General features: G+C 36.9%; 19 protein-coding genes and 1 other annotated feature. Of the genes, 6 read left to right on the plus strand and 13 right to left on the minus strand.

Translation table 11 applies throughout. From position 1 onward, the window contains the following. Window positions 1–3: 3 nt before the first annotated feature. The 11 genes from mreC to BM137_RS02905 all read right to left on the minus strand — a co-directional run bounded on the left by mreC (window position 4) and on the right by BM137_RS02905 (window position 13796). Window positions 4–855, minus strand: a complete 852-nt coding sequence (gene mreC, locus BM137_RS02855) for a rod shape-determining protein MreC (RefSeq protein WP_092479654.1) — start codon at window positions 853–855, stop codon at window positions 4–6. 182 nt (window positions 856–1037) lie between these two features. After that, window positions 1038–2051 carry a rod shape-determining protein gene (locus tag BM137_RS02860; protein WP_092479655.1) on the minus strand — a complete coding sequence of 338 codons (1014 nt, stop codon included), beginning with the start codon at window positions 2049–2051 and terminating at the stop codon, window positions 1038–1040. Between the two features lie 465 nt (window positions 2052–2516). Further along, window positions 2517–2717, minus strand: a complete 201-nt coding sequence (locus BM137_RS02865) for a cold-shock protein (RefSeq protein WP_092479656.1) — start codon at window positions 2715–2717, stop codon at window positions 2517–2519. Window positions 2718–2929: 212 nt separating this feature from the next. Then, window positions 2930–3589, minus strand: coding sequence for a RadC family protein (radC, locus tag BM137_RS02870; RefSeq protein WP_092479891.1), 660 nt, complete (start codon window positions 3587–3589; stop codon window positions 2930–2932). 83 nt (window positions 3590–3672) lie between these two features. Next, window positions 3673–4344, minus strand: a complete 672-nt coding sequence (locus BM137_RS02875; RefSeq protein ID WP_092479657.1) for an HAD family hydrolase — start codon at window positions 4342–4344, stop codon at window positions 3673–3675. A gap of 17 nt (window positions 4345–4361) precedes the next feature. Next, on the minus strand, window positions 4362–5684 hold the full coding sequence (locus tag BM137_RS02880) for a bifunctional folylpolyglutamate synthase/dihydrofolate synthase (protein ID WP_244887632.1): 1323 nt from the start codon (window positions 5682–5684) through the stop codon (window positions 4362–4364). Between the two features lie 104 nt (window positions 5685–5788). Beyond that, entirely contained in the window at window positions 5789–8437 is a 2649-nt protein-coding gene (locus BM137_RS02885) for a valine--tRNA ligase (protein ID WP_092479658.1), read from the minus strand. 68 nt (window positions 8438–8505) lie between these two features. Then, window positions 8506–8739, minus strand: a binding site (T-box leader). 138 nt (window positions 8740–8877) lie between these two features. Further along, window positions 8878–9369: a thiol peroxidase gene (tpx, locus tag BM137_RS02890; protein ID WP_092479659.1), complete on the minus strand. Its 492-nt coding sequence runs from the start codon at window positions 9367–9369 to the stop codon at window positions 8878–8880. Window positions 9370–9501: 132 nt separating this feature from the next. Next, window positions 9502–10719 (minus strand): tRNA uracil 4-sulfurtransferase ThiI, encoded by a 1218-nt coding sequence (thiI, locus tag BM137_RS02895; protein WP_092479660.1) that lies wholly within the window; start codon window positions 10717–10719, stop codon window positions 9502–9504. Window positions 10720–10745: 26 nt separating this feature from the next. After that, window positions 10746–11885, minus strand: a complete 1140-nt coding sequence (locus BM137_RS02900; protein ID WP_092479661.1) for a cysteine desulfurase family protein — start codon at window positions 11883–11885, stop codon at window positions 10746–10748. A gap of 195 nt (window positions 11886–12080) precedes the next feature. Beyond that, window positions 12081–13796 carry a septation ring formation regulator EzrA gene (locus tag BM137_RS02905; RefSeq protein WP_092479662.1) on the minus strand — a complete coding sequence of 572 codons (1716 nt, stop codon included), beginning with the start codon at window positions 13794–13796 and terminating at the stop codon, window positions 12081–12083. Between the two features lie 201 nt (window positions 13797–13997). Here BM137_RS02905 and BM137_RS02910 point away from each other — a divergent pair, with 201 nt between their 5' ends. The 4 genes from BM137_RS02910 to BM137_RS02925 all read left to right on the plus strand — a co-directional run bounded on the left by BM137_RS02910 (window position 13998) and on the right by BM137_RS02925 (window position 17966). Next, window positions 13998–14465, plus strand: coding sequence for a GAF domain-containing protein (locus BM137_RS02910; RefSeq protein WP_092479663.1), 468 nt, complete (start codon window positions 13998–14000; stop codon window positions 14463–14465). A 278-nt stretch (window positions 14466–14743) separates the two neighbouring features. Next, window positions 14744–15349: a 30S ribosomal protein S4 gene (rpsD, locus tag BM137_RS02915; RefSeq protein WP_092479664.1), complete on the plus strand. Its 606-nt coding sequence runs from the start codon at window positions 14744–14746 to the stop codon at window positions 15347–15349. An 800-nt stretch (window positions 15350–16149) separates the two neighbouring features. Further along, window positions 16150–16842 carry a hypothetical protein gene (locus tag BM137_RS02920; protein ID WP_092479665.1) on the plus strand — a complete coding sequence of 231 codons (693 nt, stop codon included), beginning with the start codon at window positions 16150–16152 and terminating at the stop codon, window positions 16840–16842. A gap of 440 nt (window positions 16843–17282) precedes the next feature. After that, on the plus strand, window positions 17283–17966 hold the full coding sequence (locus BM137_RS02925) for a hypothetical protein (RefSeq protein WP_092479666.1): 684 nt from the start codon (window positions 17283–17285) through the stop codon (window positions 17964–17966). Here the strand turns inward: BM137_RS02925 and BM137_RS02930 are convergent. After that, window positions 17955–18734 (minus strand): hypothetical protein, encoded by a 780-nt coding sequence (locus BM137_RS02930; protein ID WP_092479667.1) that lies wholly within the window; start codon window positions 18732–18734, stop codon window positions 17955–17957. The two genes, BM137_RS02925 and BM137_RS02930, sit on opposite strands and share 12 nt — an antisense overlap. Window positions 18735–19149: 415 nt before the next feature. On the opposite strand from BM137_RS02930, the gene BM137_RS02935 reads away from it, so the two are divergent. Together BM137_RS02935 and BM137_RS02940 are read left to right on the plus strand one after the other, a co-directional pair. Beyond that, window positions 19150–19596 carry a DUF1694 domain-containing protein gene (locus BM137_RS02935; RefSeq protein WP_092479668.1) on the plus strand — a complete coding sequence of 149 codons (447 nt, stop codon included), beginning with the start codon at window positions 19150–19152 and terminating at the stop codon, window positions 19594–19596. A gap of 29 nt (window positions 19597–19625) precedes the next feature. Then, complete coding sequence (locus tag BM137_RS02940) at window positions 19626–20099, plus strand: GNAT family N-acetyltransferase (protein ID WP_092479669.1); 474 nt, start codon at window positions 19626–19628, stop codon at window positions 20097–20099. A 55-nt stretch (window positions 20100–20154) separates the two neighbouring features. Here the strand turns inward: BM137_RS02940 and BM137_RS02945 are convergent, their stop codons facing one another. Further along, window positions 20155–20844: a 5'-methylthioadenosine/adenosylhomocysteine nucleosidase gene (locus tag BM137_RS02945; protein WP_092479670.1), complete on the minus strand. Its 690-nt coding sequence runs from the start codon at window positions 20842–20844 to the stop codon at window positions 20155–20157. Between the last annotated feature and the right edge of the window lie 15 nt (window positions 20845–20859).

Below are 20859 nucleotides of genomic sequence, written 5' to 3' on the forward strand. Positions count from 1 at the left end.
TCTCTATTCCCCACTTCCAGACGCTCGTTGGATAATCGTTACAAAACGAATATCATTCATATCAGCTGCAGGTGTTATATAAGCTTCCATAGCTAAACCGTGTGAATCTAATTTGATTTCATCCACTGTTCCGATCAATAAAGAACTAGGTGATAGTCCGCCCAAACCTGATGTAACGACTTGATCCCCTTCTTTCAGTGTTGCATCGGTAATGATTTGATTCAAAATCAAACGATTGGTTTCAGCCTCATATCCGCTGATAATGCCGTGAACAACTCCATTCTCTGTTAATACTTGCGCAGAAACTCGGCCAGTATTTTGGTGAGAAGTCGTTACTAGCTGCACTTTTGAGCTCGTTGGACTTACTTCGACGATACGTCCGATGTAGCCGTTCCCGCCCATAACCGACATATTCATTTCGACACCATTTTGGCTTCCTCTATCAATGATCAATTGGTCTACCCAATTGTCCGGGTTGCGCCCTATAACAGCTCCGTTGATACTGTTGTAATCAGTTAATGTATCAGTCAACTCTAATTGCTCTTGCATTTTTTCGTTATCCTGCTGCAATGAAGCTAATTTAGCTTCTGTTTCATACAATTGATCCATTTTTGATTTCAATGATTTATTTTCTTCGTAAGTATCGATCAAACCTTCTACGGAATCAATAATGTTCACCACACCATTGGCTGGTTTGCTGAACACCCTGCTGGTTAATGCTGTTATATCGTTTGTAAAACGCTGAATGATCGGAGCATTCCCGCTGCCCGTGATGGAAAATGCCACTAGACCGAGAACAACGATTACACTGATTAATAAAATAATAAGTTTTTTATTTGAAAAAAACTGGTTCAAAGTACCACCTCGTTGATTTTTACAGGCTGTGTATATTTTACCATAGGTTGCTCAAAATAAGCATACTGTTTTCGTATTTTATTTTGACTCCTCTTATACTTACTGCCCATATAATGCAGAACAAATCCTTCACTCAAAAATAGCGGGATGGATAATCCATACCCGCTTGAAAATAAGTCGTTTTATTTGTTTCCTCGTTTTTGGTAAACATCTATGTGTTTCAAAGCGTCGCCCGTACCGATTGCTACACAATCCAACGGTTCATTGGCTACGAATACAGGTACATCTGTTTCTTCCGCAATAACGTCGCTGATATTTTTAAGAAGAGCTCCCCCACCAGTCAATACGATACCGTGGTCGATAACATCTGCTGAAATTTCAGGAGATGTTTCTTCTAATGTTTCTCTAACGGCAATAACAATGCCTTCTACAACTTCTTGAATCGCTTCAGCAACATCTACTGCAGAAATTTCAATCGTCTGCGGCAATCCCGTAAGTAAATCTCTACCTCTGATATCCATTGTGCCATATTCAACTGCTTTTTCAACTGACGCACAACCGATCTCCATTTTAATTTGTTCAGCCGTTCTTTCACCGATCAGCAAATTATATTTTTTACGGATGTAATGAATAATGACTTCATCCATTCTGTCTCCAGCCAAACGAATCGTTCTGCTGCTGACGATTCCCCCTAGTGAGATCGTTGCAACATCTGTCGTTCCGCCTCCTATATCTACTACCATACTACCTGTTGGATCCATTACAGGTAAACCAGCACCAATAGCAGCTGCAAACGGTTCTTCGATAATGTAGGCATCTTTTGCACCAGATAGGCGAGTAGCATCAATGACAGCACGTTTTTCAACTTCTGTTACACTGCTTGGCACACATACAACCACGTAGGGTTTAGATGTTCTCTTGCCAACTGCTTTTTTAATATAGTACTTCATCATTTCAGCCGTAATATTGAAATCAGCAATGACTCCATTTTTCATTGGACGAATCGCAATGATCGATCCAGGAGTTCTCCCAATCATATTTCTAGCTTCTTCACCAACTGTTACGATTTCTCCGGTGTTAATGTCTTTAGCTACCACTGACGGTTCTCTTAAGACGATACCTTTTCCTTCTACGAAGACATTTGTATTAGCTGTCCCCAAATCTATTCCTATGTTTTTGCTTCCAAAATTCAACACGCTTTTCATCCTCTCAATTGTCTAATCGAAACTAGTTATTTTCTCTTTTAAAGAAAAAGATTAGACTTCCAAGAACGTTTCTTTGAACGTTCCGCATTTTTCCGCTTTTAATATCATACTTCAAATTGAAATCAGACGCATTAATAACACCTATTTTTAATGTAAATTTAAGTAGCTCTCAATAGTTTCGTAATCTTTGCAATTGAGACCATTTTATTTAAAGCTACACTTAGTATACAATTTTATAGCCACAATATAAAGGTGTACAGTTAATTCCCTTTATATTTTATTCATTTAGTCATACTTTATTTTCTTTTTGATCCTTAAATCTGTAAGGAATTATTCATGAATTTACTTCGATTGTATTTTTGCTTGGTATTTTTCTCTATAAAACACAAAAAAAACAGTCTAGTTTACACTAGACTGTTTTAGCTAACTGATAAATTTTTAAATGTTTAAATTTAATTAAATTTTGTTAACGTTAGCAGCTTGAGGTCCACGGTTACCTTCTTCAACGTCGAAAGAAACTGATTGGCCTTCTTCTAAAGTTTTGAATCCGTCTCCTTGGATAGCTGAGAAATGTACGAATACATCGTCTGCGCCTTCGCGTTCGATAAATCCAAATCCTTTTTCTGCGTTAAACCATTTTACTGTACCTTGCTCCATGAAAAATTCCTCCTCGTGCTTGTTAGCACTATATAATTCACATTGTTGCTGACGGTACGATTCGGAATGTTTTGAAACAATTCTTTTTTCCACCTAACAAAATGCTAACTAAAGTATAACACGATAAAAAAATCTTAGCAACCTATAATGCACTCTTTTTTAAATTCTTTTTGTTTTTTTACGATTAACTGCATTACTTGAAAGTTTCTGCTCTAAAAAATACCTAGTTCTTTTAGACTGGCGTAATCATTTTGTCCCACGATAATATGATCCAATAACTCCACCCCCATCAAGTCGCCGCACTCTGCTACACGCTTAGTAAATACAATATCAGCTTCTGAAGGGTTTGGACAACCAGAGGGATGGTTATGGACAACGACTATCTTTGCAGCTGAATACCGTACAGCGCCTTTAAATATCTCTCTGGGATGCGCGACACTGGAACTCAATCCGCCTTTGAAAATCGTTTCTTTTTTGATGATCTCGTTTTTTGTATTTAAAAATAAGACAATGACGTGTTCTTGTTGCAAGTCTCCCATTTCCGCAGACATCATTTCACCAATTTGTCGGCTGGATGTGATCTGACCTGTTTTTATTTGCGGAGCTTGAGCGATTCTTATGCCTAATTCTATAGCAGCTTTTAATTCAATGGCTTTCGTTTTCCCTACGCCGGAGATCATGATCAGTTCTTCTAATGAAACGTGTTTTAAGTAATATAAGTCATCAAAGGTATTCAATATGTTTAAAGCAACCGAGACAACATTCGTACCTTTTACCCCTGTTCGTAAAAGTATTGCCAATAATTCATGGTTTGATAAAGCTTTTTCACCGTACTGTTCCAGTCTTTCTCTTGGGCGGGACTGGACAGGCATTTCTGCTAATAAGTTCGTTTGATTTAACAACACAAAAAACCTCCTTTGACATATTATATGCAAAGAAGGTCTTGTTCAGTTTTTTAATTTGAAAAGATCCAATTCTCTTGAAGGAAATGTTTTACTTCAAACAAATCTTTTCGTATCACTAACGACTTTTCTTCCGCTTCTTTAGTCGGTTGAAACAAATCAGGAACCATAATGACTGGAATACCTGCATCGAAAGCAGCTCGTATCCCATTCATGGAGTCTTCCAGGATCACTGTTTCGTCTTTCTCTCCATCGAATAAATTCCAAGCTTTTTCAAATATTTCCGGACTAGGTTTAGCAAACTCTACTTGATCTCTAGACACGATTTCATCAAAATAATGAGCGATTCCAGCACTATTGACGCACAAATCGATCATATTTCTCCTACTGCTTGAAGCGATACCTTTTCGAATGCCTTTCTCTTCTAGAAAAGCCAGTAATTCTTTCAAGCCTGGTTTAACTAAGATACCTGCTGATTCAATATGATCCAGCAAATAAACCCGACTTTTTTCAATAAAGGCATCTACTTTCTCATCATCCTTAAAATCCTTATACATATTGGCAAAAAATTCTTCATCTGAAGCTCCAATGTATCTTTCATAATAGTCGTACGTAAAAGACAACCCAATTTCATCTGCAGCTTTTTGATTTGCTGTGTAATACATCATTTCCGTATCGAACATCAAACCATCCATATCAAATATAACTGTTTTTAACTCTTTCATCCAAATCCCCCTAGTGATTAATCAGCGGCTAACAATTCACGCCGTACTTCAGAAATAAAATACAATGATCCTGTAATAAATAATATGCCGCCTTCTCCCATTGTTTCCAACTCAGACAATAGGCCCGCTTGCCACTGTTCATAATAAGTGATGCCTGAACGGATATACGGTCCAAGCTCTTCACTAGTAGCTGCTTTAGGCGAATCAAAAGTTGTCAAACTCAGTTGGACATTAGGAAGACTCTGAATCAAGTCCACCATTTGCTGAATGTCTTTGTTGACAACAGCTGAAAACAAGATCCGTACTTCTTGTTCCGGAAAATCGTGTTTGATTGTTTCGACTAACCGCTCGACACCTGGTTCATTGTGAGCACCATCCAATACAATGATCGGCTCATCACTGATTTTTTCCATCCTGCCTGGCCAGAAGGCTCTTTTCACCCCTCTCAATAAAGCTTCGTGTTTGAGAGTGAGTTGTTTTCTTTCTGCATACAATTCCACTGCTTTAATAGCTGCTGCAGCATTTTCTACTTGGTGTTTCCCCAGCATAGAAAGTTGGATCGTTCTCAACCGCAATACGTCATCTTCGAAAGTAAACTGTTCTCCCCATGTTGGCAATGTATGCCAGTCTGAGACCGAAAAATCAGTTGCATACTCATAAAGAGGGCTCTGACACTCCAACGCTAGTTGCTTAATCTCTTCCAGTGCTTCATAAGGGATATTCCCAGTTACTACAGGAACAGCAGGTTTGATGATGCCTGCCTTTTGCTTAGCTATCTCGGGTAAAGTATCACCCAGTATGGCCATATGATCCATGCCGATCGTCGTGATGACAGACACTTCAGGCAGCACGATGTTGGTCGAATCGTATAATCCACCTAACCCGACTTCTATGACCGCAACATCTGCATGTCCTTCTCCAAAATACGTAAACATCATAGCTGTAATCACTTCAAATTCGCTCGGTCCGCCTAAGTCTGTCTCTTCCAACTCTTGAGCTAACGGGTAAATTATATTTGCCAGTCGGACGATTTCGCTGTCCTCAATCGGTTCGCCGTTGACACTGATTCGCTCGTTAAAGACTTCTATAAAAGGAGAAGTGAACGTGCCGACAACCAATCCATGCTCCTCCAGCATGTTGCGGATAAACGTAACCGTAGATCCTTTTCCATTAGTACCAGCTACATGGATCGCCGGTGTTTTCTTTTCTGGATGGCCTAATCGTTCCATCATCCATTCCATACGCTTCAATCCCGGCTTTTTCCCAAATGTTCGAATGCCGTGGATCCAATTCAGCGCTTCTTCATAAGTCTTCCACATATCTTCCCACCGTTCTTCCATTAAACTGCTTTCTACATTAGTATAAAATACTTTGCATCGTTTTGCAGTAGAAAAAGCTGCACCCCTTTAAGGATACAGCTTTTCTATTAGTCATTCGATACATCTTATAAGAATTTTTGTTTTAGAACTGCGATTCTGTCGCTTACTGTTGCTTGTTTTTCCAAGTACTCTGCTTCTTTCGCTTTTTCTTCTAAAACGATTTTTTCAGGAGCATTGTTAACGAACTTCGCATTCGACAATTTGCCTTGGACGCGTTGAACTTCTTTGTTCCATTTGTCCAATTCTTTTTCCAAACGAGCGATCTCTTCTTCAATATTGATCAATCCAGCCAACGGAAGGTAAATCTCAGCCCCTGTAATAATAGCTGTCATCGCTTCTTCTGGTGCTTCAATAGTGTTAGAGATCGTCAATGTTTCTGGGTTGCAGAAACGTTCGATATAAGACGTGTTCTCTTTCAAGAATGCTTCGATCGTATCGTCATTTGTTTTGATAAGGATATTGATTTTTTTCGATAATGGAGTATTCACTTCTGAACGGATATTGCGCACTGAACGAATCAATTCCATTAAGACATCCATCCCTTTTGAAGCTGCTTCATCGGACAATTCTGGTTGAACTGTTGGATAGTCCGCCACTACAAGTGATTCTCCTTCGTGAGGAATATTTTCCCAAATTTCTTCAGTCACAAAAGGCATGATTGGGTGCAGCAAACGTAAAATTTGATCTAAAACGTGAGCTAAGATACTTCTAGTCGTCAACTTCGCTTCTTCATCTTCGCCAAATAAAATTTCTTTACTCATTTCAATATACCAGTCACAGAAATCATCCCAAATGAAGTGGTACAAATGACGACCAGCTTCACCAATTTCATACTTGTCTGTCAATTCCGTAACAGATTGGATCGTTTCGTTTAATTTCGTTAAGATCCAACGGTCGGCTACTGTTTTTTCTCTTGTTAAATCAATATCTTTTACTTCAAGATCTTCTAAGTTCATCAATACGAATCGACTAGCATTCCAAATTTTATTGATAAAGTTCCAAGCCGCATCCATTTTATCGTAGCTGAAACGAACATCTTGACCTGGAGCAGAACCGGTAGATAAGAACCAACGCATAGCGTCTGCACCGTATTTGTCGATAATGTCCATTGGGTCGATACCATTCCCTAAAGACTTGCTCATCTTGCGTCCTTGCTCGTCACGAATCAACCCATGGATCAACACATCTTTAAACGGCTGTTCATTGGTAAATTCTAAACTTTGGAAAATCATGCGGCTTACCCAGAAGAAGATAATGTCGTAACCCGTCACCAATGTACTGGTCGGGAAATAACGTTTAAAGTCTTCTGCATTTTCATTTGGCCAACCCATTGTTGAAAATGGCCATAATGCTGAACTGAACCAAGTGTCTAATACATCAGGATCTTGTTCCCAGTTTTCAACATCTGTCGGATCTTCCATTCCTACATACATTTCTCCAGTTTCCTTATGGTACCAAGCTGGAATTCTGTGTCCCCACCATAATTGTCTAGAAATAACCCAGTCATGAACATTTTCCATCCATTGAGTATACGTTTTTTCAAATCGTTCTGGGACAAAATTGACTTTTTTGTCTGTCTCTTGGTTTTCCAGAGCTTCTTTAGCTAACGGAGCCATTTTAACGAACCATTGAGTAGATAAACGAGGTTCCACCACTACTCCAGTACGCTCAGAGTGTCCAACACTGTGAACCATTTTTTCTACTTTCACTAAACGACCTTCAGCTTCCAAATCTTTGATAACAGCTTTTCTAGCTTCAAAACGATCCATTCCTGCGTAGTTTCCTGCAGTTTCATTCATAGAACCATCACCGTTCATCACATTCACACGAGGAAGATCGTGGCGATTCCCAACTTCAAAGTCGTTCGGGTCATGGGCAGGGGTGATTTTAACCACTCCAGTACCAAATTCCATGTCAACATAATCATCCGCAATGATCGGTATCTCACGATTCATCAATGGCAATGTAACAGTTTTACCAATCAATCCTTGATAACGTTCATCGTCAGGATGTACAGCCACTGCAGTATCTCCCAGCATCGTTTCAGGACGCGTTGTAGCAATTTCTACTTCACCACTGCCATCTGTTAGTGGATAAGTCATGTGGTAAAAAGCACCTTCGATGTCTTTATGAATCACTTCGATATCCGATAAAGCTGTTTTAGCTTTAGGATCCCAGTTAATGATGTATTCCCCACGATAAATCAATTCTTTTTCATACATGGTTACAAATACTTTACGAACCGCTTCAGATAATCCCTCATCTAATGTGAAACGCTCGCGGCTATAGTCAACAGAGATTCCAACTTTTGCCCATTGTTCACGAATGACACTAGCATAGTCTTCTTTCCATTCCCATACTTTATCGATGAAGTTTTCTCTCCCAAGATCATAGCGGGAGATGCCTTCTTCAGCTAGTTTAGCTTCTACTTTGGCTTGAGTTGCGATTCCAGCATGGTCCATTCCCGGCAACCATAATGTGTCGTAACCTTGCATGCGTTTTTGACGCACTAAAATGTCTTGCAACGTTGTATCCCAGGCATGTCCTAAATGCAATTTACCTGTAACGTTCGGTGGTGGAATAACCACTGAATAAGGTTCTTTTGTTTTATCTCCACTTGGTTTGAATAAATCTTTTTCTAACCATTTTTCATAACGACCAGCTTCGACTTCATTCGGCTGATATTTCGTCGGCATTGTAATCTCTTTTGCCATATTGAACCACTCCTTTTCTCTTTTACCCTGTATTTGCTGAAAACAAAAAAGCATCCATCCTAATCTGTTATTAGGACGAATGCTTTTGGATTCGCGGTACCACCTATATTGCCTATCCGTTATGTTGGATAGACCACTTCATTCACGTTAGTAACGAAACGTTAGTCCGGACAAAGCTACTCTTCATTCACTCTGTCAGCTCCCAAGCTACCTTCATTCCAGTTCAATTAAGGACTCCCACCAAACATCCTTTTCTCTTCAAATTGAAGTCTGAAACTACTCCTCTTGTTCATCGCTTTATTCTTTATTAGGATAGCATGTTCATTTTTAAAATTCAATAACGAATATATGAGTTTATTCCTGTAATAATATGTCTTCTCTTTTCCACATACTTAAAAAAAAGGATGAATTGCCACTTGATTTTTCATTTGTTATTCATTTTATCGAGCAGATTTTGCAGCTTCAATCACTGCTTCATAGTCTGGTTCATCCACCATTTCAGGAACAATTTCTTGGTAAACAATCGTTCCTTTTCTATCAATCACAAAAACCGAACGTGCCAATTTCTTTAATCCAGGCATATATAATCCGTAAGCTTGAGCAAAAGTCAGACTTGTATCATGCAGCATCTCCATCTCTAATCCTTCTCCTGCGCACCAATTCCGTTGCTGATCTTCTGTGTTATTTGAAATTGTCAGCAACTGTACGCCTTCAATCTTACTAACTTTTTCGTTGAACGCTCTTGTTTGTTGAGCGCATACGCGTGTATCGATATCCGGTATGACACTGATCACGATGACTTCATTAGTAAAATCTGCCAGCGATACTTGATCTCCATTTAAATTAGACAATGAAAAATTAGGCGCTTTTTCCCCTACTGCCGGTTGTATTCCTTCTAATTGATATGGTGTTCCTTTTCTTGTGATTTCCATTTTATCCACTCCTATATTGACATCTGTCTCTATTATAAAGTTCTTTTCTCTCGATGGCTATGAAGAATAACATTTAGACAAAAAAATGGATCACAGAACAACATTCTGCGATCCATTTTATGATGCTATTTATTAAAGCAATGCGCTAAAAGTTTCTTCTTGCTGAGCAGCTAGTGTATCTCCTACACTGATTTCAGAGAAGACTAATCCTTCCATAGCACGTTCAATCAAGCCTTCTACGTCTAATCTAGCTTCAAATTCTCTCGTTTTTTCTAGATCCGGCTTAGTTTTAGGAGCTGGAGGAGCAAAAATCGTACAGCAGTCTTCAAATGGTTGGATAGACAAGTCAAATGTATCGATTTTTTGAGCGATGTCAATAATCTCATTCTTATCCATAGAGACTACTGGTCGTAAAACAGGCGTATTTGTCACATCATTGATAGCGATCATACTGTGCATTGTTTGTGATGCTACTTGACCCAAAGATTCTCCATTGAAAATCGCTAAACCCTTACGTTGTTCACGAATACGGTCTGTGATACGCATCATGAAACGACGTGTCACGGTCATCAAGTATCCTTCTGGGACTTTCTTTTTGATCTCTTCTTGGATCTCCGTAAAAGGTACTTCAATAAACTGCACACTTCCTGAAAAAGCAGCAATTTTAGCCGTTAAGTCTTTTGCTTTTTGTAAAGCTCTTGGACTTGTGTATGGAGGACTGTGAAAATGAACAGCTTCTACTTCTACTCCACGTTTCATAGCCAAATACCCTGCTACTGGCGAATCGATTCCCCCTGACATCATCAGCATTCCTTTGCCGCTTGAACCTACAGGAAGCCCGCCTGCTCCTTGAATCGTTTCACAAGATAAAAAGATTCCGTTTAAACGCACTTCAACTCGTAAAGTAATATCAGGTTTTTTGACTTGAACCTTTATTCCTTCAACATTTCTCAATACTTCTCCGCCGAGCAATTGGTTGATGTCGTTTGTATCCAATTCGAAATCATGATCAGCTCTTCGAGTAGCGATTTTAAATGTTTTCCCTGGTGCATATTGCTCTTTTACCATTTCAACAGCCACTTGTTTTACTTGCTCCATGTCTCTGTCTAATTTCATAACGGGAGAATAATTTTGAATACCAAATATCGATTTCAATCGTTTCAATACTTCTTCACTATCGGCATCATGCAACTCTAAATGCATACGGTCGCGTTCACCGTGAACTTTAACTTGTGGAAAATCACGTAACGCCGCTTTAACGTTTTGTGATAACCGATTGATAAAAATCTTTTTATTTTTTCCTTTTGTCGATAATTCACCGTAGCGAACCATCACTTCATTGTATTGCATACTGTACTTCCTCTCTAAATCCCTACCTATTTGATATCTTTAAAATTTTGATACAAAGCATCGAACGCTGTTAAAAATTGTCGTGCTTCTTCCATAGTACTCGTGTCTGTTAAACTGACACGAACTGCTCCAGTAGCTGTTTTTTCCGGCACACCCATCGCCGATAACGTACTGGAAGTTGTCTTGTTTCGACTTGAACACGCACTGGTCGTCGATATAAAAATATCTTCCTTTTCAAATGCATGAACACTCACTTCTCCGCGAATGCCTTGCAATCCAAAACAAATAATATGAGGAGCCCCTTTTTTGGTAGAAAACAGTTGAACTTTAGGATACTTACTCAATTCATCCATCAAATAATCTCTGATTAGTCTTTGGTTGGCTGTTTTTTGTTCTTGTTGGTCAAATAGTAAACGCAATGCTCTGGACATGGCTGCTATTCCGGCAACATTTTCAGTCCCATTGCGCCGACCTCCCTCTTGTCCGCCACCACTCATCAACGGAGCGATCTTCCGTCCATGTTTGATATATAAAAAGCCTGTTCCTTTTAAGCCATGGAATTTGTGTCCTGAAAAAGTCGCTAGATCAATACGGGAAGAACTGCTTAGATCCAAAGGAATTTTCCCTACAGCTTGAACTGCATCTACATGAAAATGAATTGACGGATACTCTCTTAAAACTTCACCAATTTCATCTATAGGCTGAATGCTGCCCACTTCATTGTTTACAGCCATAACCGATACCAGCACGGTGTCTGGTCGCAAAGCTTTTCTTAAATCTGAAACAGAAACGACTCCTGTTTCATCAACCGGCAAATAGGTCACTTTAAACCCTAATTGTTCTAATTGAGCCATACTTTCTTTGACTGCTGGGTGTTCTACTGACGTAGTGATCAAATGTTTACCGTAACGCATTTTTTCAATAGCGGTTCCTTTGATCGCCCAATTGTCTCCTTCTGTTCCGCTGCTGGTGAAGTAAATCTCAGAATCTTTCACCTTCAGTAAAGAAGCAATCTGCTTTCTTGATTGTTGCAGCAATCCATCTGCTAAATCACCCAAACGATGCAAACTGGAAGGATTCCCGTTCATTTTTTGACTCACTTGTACAAAAGTCTCCAATACGCTGTCATCAACTTTAGTTGTAGCACTATTGTCGAAATAAATCATTTTTCCACATTCTTTCTACTTTAACTAATTATTTATTAGTTAAAAAATTCTCTACTTATTATAACAAAATCTTTAGTAAGTACAAGGTTTCATTTAGCTTTTTCACTCTCTAGACACATCTTGTTATTTTTTTCACTTTACTGTCTTCTGACATGAAAAAAAGCTGAGCGATTTCCCTCACTCAGCTTTCCATTCCTATTCTGATGGTTTGACTTCATTGAAATACGTGTTTTCGACTTTTTTATAAGCACCAGGCTCAACTTCTTCTAAAGCAGTCGAGATGGTTTCAAGTGCTTCTCGGTAATCGTATTCTTGACTGAATAAAGCAGAACTTTTTTGAACAGCCGAAGCAATTTGAGGGTTGCTTTGACGATAACGATTAGCATACTGCATCATATATTCTGTCAACAAAGCTGTATCCACTATTTCTTCTGTTTTATCAATCAACAGATCCACATCATCTGCAATAAAATCAGCCATTTTTTTGATCTCATCCATATCAATTCTCAGTTTATTGATCTCAACCGACAAGTTCTCGATTTTTTTCGTCACTGCAAAAAATAAATCCATGTATTCTGTAGGAAGACCAGGTAAATGTTGTTTTTCAATATAACGTTTCATCCCGCGCATATTAAATTCAAAATCATCGATCAGTTGTTTGACATGCGTTTCTTCTTTACGCAATTCTTTCAGCTGCTGCGCAATGTCGTTTTGTTTTTTATCGATGTCTTCTAGTTCTTCCAACGTCTTCTCAAATGTCTCTTGAGCTTCGGAATATACCACAGCTTTATTTTGAAGACCTTCTATGTAATAACGAACTGTTTCCGTTACTTCATCTAATTGATCTTTAAAACCTTGTGTCCGCTTCAGCTCATCATGATTCAGTTTGTAACTTTGTGATACGCGATCTATTTCGATCAGCAGTTTACTGTTTTTGCGCGTTAAGTAAGCAATCAGCTGTTCCAATTTTTCTTGATGGTCATTTACATATTGGCTGGCGCTCATTTCTTTTTCTAAAACATCATACAATTGATCGATTTCTTCTTCTATGACAGGAAGTTTTTCTTTAGCAGCATCAATTTCTAATTGTCCAACTAATTTTCCGGCAGCCGCTCTTTCTTGTTCAACTTCAGAAATTTTACTTTCTATGTTGTCCTCTGGAAATTGAAAGTCTTCTTCTTTCAGCATGTCATAACCTGTTTTGATTTCTTTTAATTGCTCAATGAACTCTCCATTGATTTCTTTCAGTAAAAGAGGGACTTCAGTGATATAAGCATTTAAAGTCTCTGTTTTAGCATTGACATTTTCTAGAACCTCTTTGGCTTCAATGTGATCTCCTTGAGCAGTAAACTCAGAAAAAAGCGAAAAATCCGTTTCCAATAAAGTCAGTTTTTGTTCCAATTGCTCTAGAGCCGGACCGAAACTGAAACTTTGAGTCAACAACTTCTTGCGAATCGTTTGATAGGTTTCTTTGATTCTATTTAATTCTTCTTTATTCTTTTCTTCGCCTCTCACCAATTCTGTCAAAGCATCTTGGATCAACAGCAAGGTTTGTTTTGTTTCATCAAGCTTGCTTTTGGCACTTTCTTCTAAACTTCCTGCGTGACTAAACCGCAATTTATCAACAGCACGTTCTGCTTCATATAAATGGTTTTCGATTTCGGGTATAGAAACCGTCTCTACCTTTTTCCATTCATTTTCCCATTTTTCAAAATTTTCTTTTGTTTGTCCTGTCAACTTCAGTGTCTTGATGACTTGTACATCATCCACTATCGGCATATCCAGCAACTGGATTTTTTGTTCTTCTAATTGATCTACTATTCGATAATGTTTTTTCCTCGTTATGTAACTGAAAATAAAAGCAGCTACTGCTAAGAGAAGAATAACAGCTATGATAATTTCAACTTTCATGTGTAAAGCCCTCCGTTTGAAATGAACCACCCGTTTTATCCGTTCGTTTCACTTTTATGCATAAGGGATGGATTTTTTTCATTTTTCCTAGTAAAATACCTATTAATTAGTATAACATAATGAAAAATTTCTAACACTAGAAATAAAAAAATTCTGGAACAATCTTTAACGCGTTCCTAAAAAGAAAGTTGGAGTCCACATATGTCAAAAGAAAGTAGCTATTCATTAATGAACAATCAACTCCGTGCTTTGATAGACGGAGAACCTAACTTGATCGCTAACCTGAGCAACGCATCTGCTTTGCTTTATGAAACGTTGCCTCAAATCAATTGGTCTGGTTTTTATTTATTTGAAGAGGCTTCTAAAGAGTTGGTTTTAGGACCGTTCCAAGGAAAAGTAGCTTGCGTAAGAATCCAACCTGGAAAAGGTGTTTGCGGAACAGCATTTGAGCAAAACCGTTCGATCGTAGTGGAAGACGTTAATCAGTTCCCTGGACACATTGCTTGTGATGCAGCGAGTCAATCTGAGATCGTTGTCCCTCTTGAAACGAAAAACGGAGAATTAATCGGTGTATTGGATATCGATGCTCCTATAACTGGAAGATTCGATGAAATCGATCAAAAATACCTGGAAGAATTCGCGGTTATTTTAATGAATGCGGTCAACTAAAAGTTCTTTTTTTCTTAACACTTATATTGACATCAAAACAGAGAAACACTTGACGTTTCACTGATTCGTAAGGTATACTACTGGTTGTGTAAAATAATGCAGCAAAAAAAGTGGTAACCGCGTCAACAGTTCATTGCCTAAAGAGTTAAATCTTTAGTTTAGTCCAATTGTGTAACCTGCGGCTGCAAAGGTGAAGATTGAAAATGAACTGCACGTATTACTGAACTTTTAACTTAATTATTTTACTCCAAAAAATTATTCATTGGAGGAATTTTATAATGTCACGCTATACAGGTCCAAGTTGGAAAAAATCTCGTCGTTTAGGTATTTCATTAACTGGTACAGGAAAAGAAATCGAACGTCGTCCTTACGCACCAGGAGATCACGGTCCAAACAGCCGTAGAAAATTATCTGAATACGGTTTGCAATTACAAGAAAAACAAAAATTACGTTTCATGTACGGTGTAAATGAACGTCAATTCTTCAACCTATTCTTAAAAGCTGGTACTATCAAAGAAGGAAAACATGGGGATAACTTCATGATCCTTTTAGAACAACGTTTAGATAATGTTGTTTTCCGTTTAGGTTTAGCTACTACTCGTCGTCAAGCACGTCAATTAGTAAACCACGGTCACGTACTTGTAGATGGCAAACGTGTTGATATTCCATCATACAGCGTTCAACCAGGACAAGTAGTTTCAGTTCGTGAAAAATCTAAAAACATGGAAATCATCAAAGCAGCTGTTGAATCTGTATTTGGTCGTCCAGAATTCGTTTCTTTTGACGAAGAAAAATTAGAAGGTTCATTAACTCGTCTTCCATTACGTGAAGAATTGAGTGCTGAAATCGACGAAACTCTTATCGTTGAGTACTACTCAAGATAATAAGAATCATTCGACGATCTTTCTTAAAAGCTTGGAAATCTTTCATAGATTTCCAAGCTTTTTTTATAGAATTTTTTTAATTTTTAATAACAGTTAGAATGATTTAGGAAAATCAAAATTGATAGTCGCATTCTATTACTCGTCTGTTTTATTCGGTTGTTTCAAACCTTTTTCGGTAACCAAAGGTGTCTTCTATATTCATTGAAATTCACGTAGTTCTTTACTACCCAATTAACGATGACAACAACCTGCCATTATTCTCATATCTATAAATCATATATGAGAGCAACATTTCTCTTAAAAAGTAACAGTGATTTTAACGCCACTTGTTTGCCGCTGAAGTATGAATGTTAAAAACTTGTTGTTTTTTAACGTTATAGTAGTTATTATAACGTTAAAAGATGTGTCACCGACGAGCGATATATTATTGCAAAAGAAAATACAAATTGAATACTGCAATTTTGTTAACGAAAATATGGAAGCAAAACTCAAAAGAGTCCATTACAAAATGGCTTCATCCTTTTGATTGCTGATTCAAGGGTATATTAGCTATATGCAGTACATATAAATTGAAATAAGATAACCTGCTAAAACATTGGAAAAAACCATAGAAATAAGTTGTCAATCTATAAAAAATGCTCTAGTCACTGCAGCTAACAGTAACTAGAGCTCAACTCCTTGATATGTAGATATAAAAAGTTCAAGGCTAAAAATTTAAGTAAACAAACTGAAAACTGATGAGAACAGTTTTCAAAGATACGTTTTCCTTATATACATTATACCATATTGGAGGTTTTATTTTGAAAAAAATTGTTGGTGGATTATTATTATCACTTTCGGCGGTAACACTAATGGCGTGTTCTGGTGGTTTAGATAATACAGGAAAAGAAACATCTAAGGATAGCAACGCAGCTACATCTTCTAGTGCCATTGAACCTGTAGATGAAAACTATGTAGAGAAAGGTAAATTGTTAGAAGTTGGACAATGGACTGATGACGAAGGTTATGGCGGTAAGATTACTCTTGCTAAATTAGCTAGTCCAAAAGAAACTATTCAAATCTTAGATGGTTTTTCTATATTAATTAATGATATCAAAATACTTGAGTATTCTGAAGTTGATCAAAATTTATTAGAATCAGACGTTTCGGATGGATTTATCCCAGAGAATTCACTAACTGAAGATGGTTTTTATACTATTCAAATTGACTACGTAGTTACTAATGATACAGATAATGCTTTAGATTTTTATGGTTTAAACTATATTGTCACTGATCAAGGACAACAAATAGACGTTATGATGGATAACTTAAACTACAGCAATACTACAACTTTCCAACCAAATACTAAAGTCGAAGATTACATAGTAGCACCAATTAACGCTGAAGCTATGAGTGATTTAAGCAAAGTCACCTTAACTACGTCAGAGTTATGGGATGAAAGTGATGGTTCTCAATTAGTTGATGAAAAATCTATAGAAGTAAACTTTAATTAATAACTTAATTACTTAAAAAATAAAAATGCAGCACTCTCCCCGACCAAAGGTTGAGTGCTGCATCATTTGAGTTAGATATTGAATAGTACACGTTAATTTTTAAGTTTTAATTCAGGTGTATTCAAAATGAAATTTGGAATTCGAAAGCCTAGTATTAAGAATCAATAATCTCTAGGACAACAGGAAAAACTAAAAGAGCTATTAAAGTAGAAATAATAACAAATTCCTTCTTTCTGATTCGGAAGTGGCGAAAAAGAGGTGAACAATATTTACGAAATAATTACATCTATCCTGGTCTGTGGTTTGCTTGCAGGGTGCATAAAATTTATAACAAAATAAAAACAACCCACTCCCCTACTTTGGACGGTGAGGAGTGAGATAAATAACGCATTATGGAATATCTTTGTATTATTATACCATAAGATCGAGGTGAATTTTAAGTGTCCAATACTTATTTAATTGCAAAAACAAGCAATTTTAATAGAAATTATTCAATAGACCCTAACGTACAAACAAGTCTGCTAGATGCAGATGGATTAGCTATCACAGAAGGAGATCCGGAAACTAGGATGCAACACTCTACAAATATACAAGTTGATAATAAAGATGTTGCAGTCTACACTATTCATCATGATTATAAAGTGAAAAAAACAGGAAAAGTTTTTGATAGAATATTTCATTATTACTTAGATCCAAAAGATTTTTATCTTTACTATGTTGAAGCAGAAAGTCTTTTGTTAGTCCGTGCTCAAAAAGATGTTGCAAAAGATTTTTTAAGTTACTTATCTCAAGAATTTCCTAATTTTAAATATGAAATACTGGAGCCTAATTTAAAAACTATAATGTCTAAAGTCGATGGGTTAAAAGGAGCCTGGATTTCCGTTGTAAAAGATGGCGTAAATACAGAAGCTTATTTTGGAAGCGAAGTAGAAAATGACGATGATGTTCGTGAGGGAATAGATAACGAAAAAGCCACGTATATAACCTTCATCTACTTGTTTGCAGACAAAGAAATATATTGTGGCATTTCTAAAAAAGGAAATATTACATTGTATGACGATTCTCTAACGGATGATGAAAAACAGGTAATCATCATGCGAATATACGAGCACTTAATTAAATAAGTTGTTATTCGATATTGCTATATACTCTTTTGAAATAGATTTTATTTGGGCTAAAGAAGTAGAATGAATTGAAATATTATTATTTTTTATAAATACAGTTCCTTCATCAAGCTCATACTTCATATTAAAATTCAATTTATCAATTTTTTCAAAATTGTTTAAATATACTTTATAAAATGGATTGAAATCATCCAATTCAATTGATAACAAACATGAAACATCCGTTGGATGGATAAAGTTAGAACGAATAATTCCTTCTACTTCTGAGTACGTAGTGTATAAATCACTCAAAGAATTTCTATATGATGTTCGATATTTAGAAGATATTCTAACTTCATATTCATCAGGATTTTCTATTGATAGCACATATTGATTTTGATTTACACTGATTTCATACTTGGTTAAGTTTTTATTATAAGAATTAGGAAATTTAAAATCCGAATATTTGCTTGACAGGTCTTTAAAAATATCTTCAGTAAGGTTTTCATTAATCTGATTAACAGAATACACCGTAGTGATTTTCCAAGAGACAGATGGATTTGCTATATAAACAATCAGTTTTCTCCAGTTAGTGAATATCCAATTAACGTGTGAATAGCTGTAACTACATATAAAAATAAAGTACCCTATTAATTCTATAAAAGAAGTTACTCTTGAAGTGTTTGAACTTTCTTTAAATGAATTAATGTAGTTGATACTCAATACAGCGAAGGCTATCCATGCAATAATTACTAACACAAGAGGGGTATACTTTTTTATCTTATCCACCCATATCACCACCTATATTTACATTATACACAAAAAGGAACATATGTTCTACCTTAACTATTTATTAGAGTAGAACGATTTTTAATCTACTGGCCTACGTTAAATTTTTTCTCATAGCTCTTTTTGTCGACTAATAATATCACACTTAAGGATGTGATAACAAATCCTTTCTAGATTCCCATCCGGCAATCTGTAAGGAATGAATTACGAGTACGACATTGAAACCAGATAATAAGAATCATTCGACGATCTTTCTTAAAAGCTTGGAAATCTTTCATAGATTTCCAAGCTTTTTTGTTTCCCCTTTATTTCACACTTGTGTTTTCATTTATCTACGTCCCAGTTTTTGTTTTTAATCAGCAAAATGTGGTACTATTGGTAATGAGACGAATTATTTTTGAATGAGGTGTTATACATGGTCAATAAAGATGCCAATGATTACTTGCAAAAAGGACAATATGGTGTTAAACAAACGTTGATTTCAGAACGAAAAGAATTCATGGGCAGTTTACGAGAAAGAGTTTATTTGACTGCACGACTAGAGCAGCTTTCCCAAGAGAATGCACTTCAAGCTTTCCAAGATGAATTTCAAAAACATCCAGATGGCCATTTGCTGTTGAATGGTACATTTGGTATGAGTTTCTTTGACGGCTATATCAAAGAAAGTAAACATATGGGGATTCCATTCACTCTAATAGCCAATGAATATGCACAAACCACCCCTTATGCAATCATTTATACTGCTTCGACTGCTGTAGATGAACCCATTATTGACCTTGCCGAGAAATACCCTCTTCCTCTAAAGAGTGAGCCTCAACAAAAAAGTCAGAAAAAGTCATTCTTTAAACGCTTTTTCTCCTAATTCTTAATTTATACAGGAGTGATTTAAACATGCAAATCAAAGAAACAAAAGATTTTAATTTGATGGGACAGCTGGGAAAAACCATGCAAGAAAAACATCGTGCATTATACCCTGATTTTTTCAAACCATATGATGAGGAATCAATAGCTCAGCATTTTGAAACAGTTTTTCAAAATCCAAAAGAAAAGGTTTTTCTGTGGCTGGATGATTCAAAACAGGATCAACCTGTCAGTGCTTATTTATGGTTAAGCGAACAAGAAATCAAAGAAACTCCTTTTCGTTATGGCTATACACGATTATATATTTCACATATAGCCGTTTTGCCGGATTACCAAAACAAAGGTCTCAGCAGTGAATTGCTGCAATTCGCAGATGATTATGCGAAAGAAAAAAAGATCCCGTATGTGGAACTGCATTATTGGGCAAATAACACGATTGCAAAAGAGACTTACCAAAAAAACGGTTTTTCTATTTACAATGAAATCGCTCAGAAGAAACTTTAAACAAAACGTCAAAAAGGACACAGCAAAACGCTGTGCCCTTTTTGATCATCTTCTTTTAGATGTTTTTGATGATTTCAATGACCATCTCTGCTGATTTTTTACCCGCTTCAATAATAAATTGGTCAAAGACCACTCCTGCTTCATCATCTGCAGTATCAGAAACAGCTCGTACGATTACAAACGGCTTATTGAATTGGTAGCATACTTGCCCTACAGCGGCTCCTTCCATTTCTGAAACAAGAGCATCCGGGAAGTTCGCTTTGATCTCTTTGATGACGTTTTTATCCGCTATAAATGAATCACTGGTTACGATAACACCATTAACTGATTTCAATCCGACTTTTTTCGCAGCTTTATCTGTAATTTCGATCATTTGTTGATCTGCTTTATAACGCGCCGGCATTTGAGGAACTTGTCCCATAACATAGCCGAAAGCACGTGCATCAGCATCGTGATAAGCTAATTCAGTAGAGATCACAACGTCCCCTATCGCTAAACTTCCATCAATCGCGCCTGCAGAACCTGTATTGAATACAACATCTGCCTGGTGATCATTGATCAATAATGTAGTTGCTATCGCAGCGTTGACTTTTCCTATTCCTGATTGAACTAAGATAATGTCATGACCCCACATCTTTCCAGAAGAAAAATTTGCTCCTGCTGTAGACCAATCTTGACGATCTGTTAAATTACTTTTTAATGTAATGGTTTCTTGTTCCATTGCTCCAATGATACCGATTCTCATACTCTATTTTCTCCT

Source organism: Desemzia incerta (assembly GCF_900115825.1).
In the GTDB taxonomy this organism is placed as follows: domain Bacteria; phylum Bacillota; class Bacilli; order Lactobacillales; family Carnobacteriaceae; genus Desemzia; species Desemzia incerta.

Excerpts from the sequence above, each read along its gene's own strand:
- BM137_RS02905 (WP_092479662.1), bottom strand. The coding sequence starts at position 13,796 with ATGAAAGTTGAAATTATCATAGCTGTTATTCTTCTCTTAGCAGTAGCT.
- BM137_RS02935 (WP_092479668.1), top strand. The coding sequence starts at position 19,150 with ATGGTCAATAAAGATGCCAATGATTACTTGCAAAAAGGACAATATGGT.
- tpx (WP_092479659.1), bottom strand. The coding sequence starts at position 9,369 with ATGGAAATCACAAGAAAAGGAACACCATATCAATTAGAAGGAATACAA.
- BM137_RS02910 (WP_092479663.1), top strand. The coding sequence starts at position 13,998 with ATGTCAAAAGAAAGTAGCTATTCATTAATGAACAATCAACTCCGTGCT.
- BM137_RS02880 (WP_244887632.1), bottom strand. The coding sequence starts at position 5,684 with ATGGAAGAACGGTGGGAAGATATGTGGAAGACTTATGAAGAAGCGCTG.
- BM137_RS02945 (WP_092479670.1), bottom strand. The coding sequence starts at position 20,844 with ATGAGAATCGGTATCATTGGAGCAATGGAACAAGAAACCATTACATTA.
- BM137_RS02865 (WP_092479656.1), bottom strand. The coding sequence starts at position 2,717 with ATGGAGCAAGGTACAGTAAAATGGTTTAACGCAGAAAAAGGATTTGGA.
- BM137_RS02885 (WP_092479658.1), bottom strand. The coding sequence starts at position 8,437 with ATGGCAAAAGAGATTACAATGCCGACGAAATATCAGCCGAATGAAGTC.
- BM137_RS02940 (WP_092479669.1), top strand. The coding sequence starts at position 19,626 with ATGCAAATCAAAGAAACAAAAGATTTTAATTTGATGGGACAGCTGGGA.
- BM137_RS02900 (WP_092479661.1), bottom strand. The coding sequence starts at position 11,885 with ATGATTTATTTCGACAATAGTGCTACAACTAAAGTTGATGACAGCGTA.
- radC (WP_092479891.1), bottom strand. The coding sequence starts at position 3,589 with ATGCCTGTCCAGTCCCGCCCAAGAGAAAGACTGGAACAGTACGGTGAA.
- thiI (WP_092479660.1), bottom strand. The coding sequence starts at position 10,719 with ATGCAATACAATGAAGTGATGGTTCGCTACGGTGAATTATCGACAAAA.
- rpsD (WP_092479664.1), top strand. The coding sequence starts at position 14,744 with ATGTCACGCTATACAGGTCCAAGTTGGAAAAAATCTCGTCGTTTAGGT.
- BM137_RS02875 (WP_092479657.1), bottom strand. The coding sequence starts at position 4,344 with ATGAAAGAGTTAAAAACAGTTATATTTGATATGGATGGTTTGATGTTC.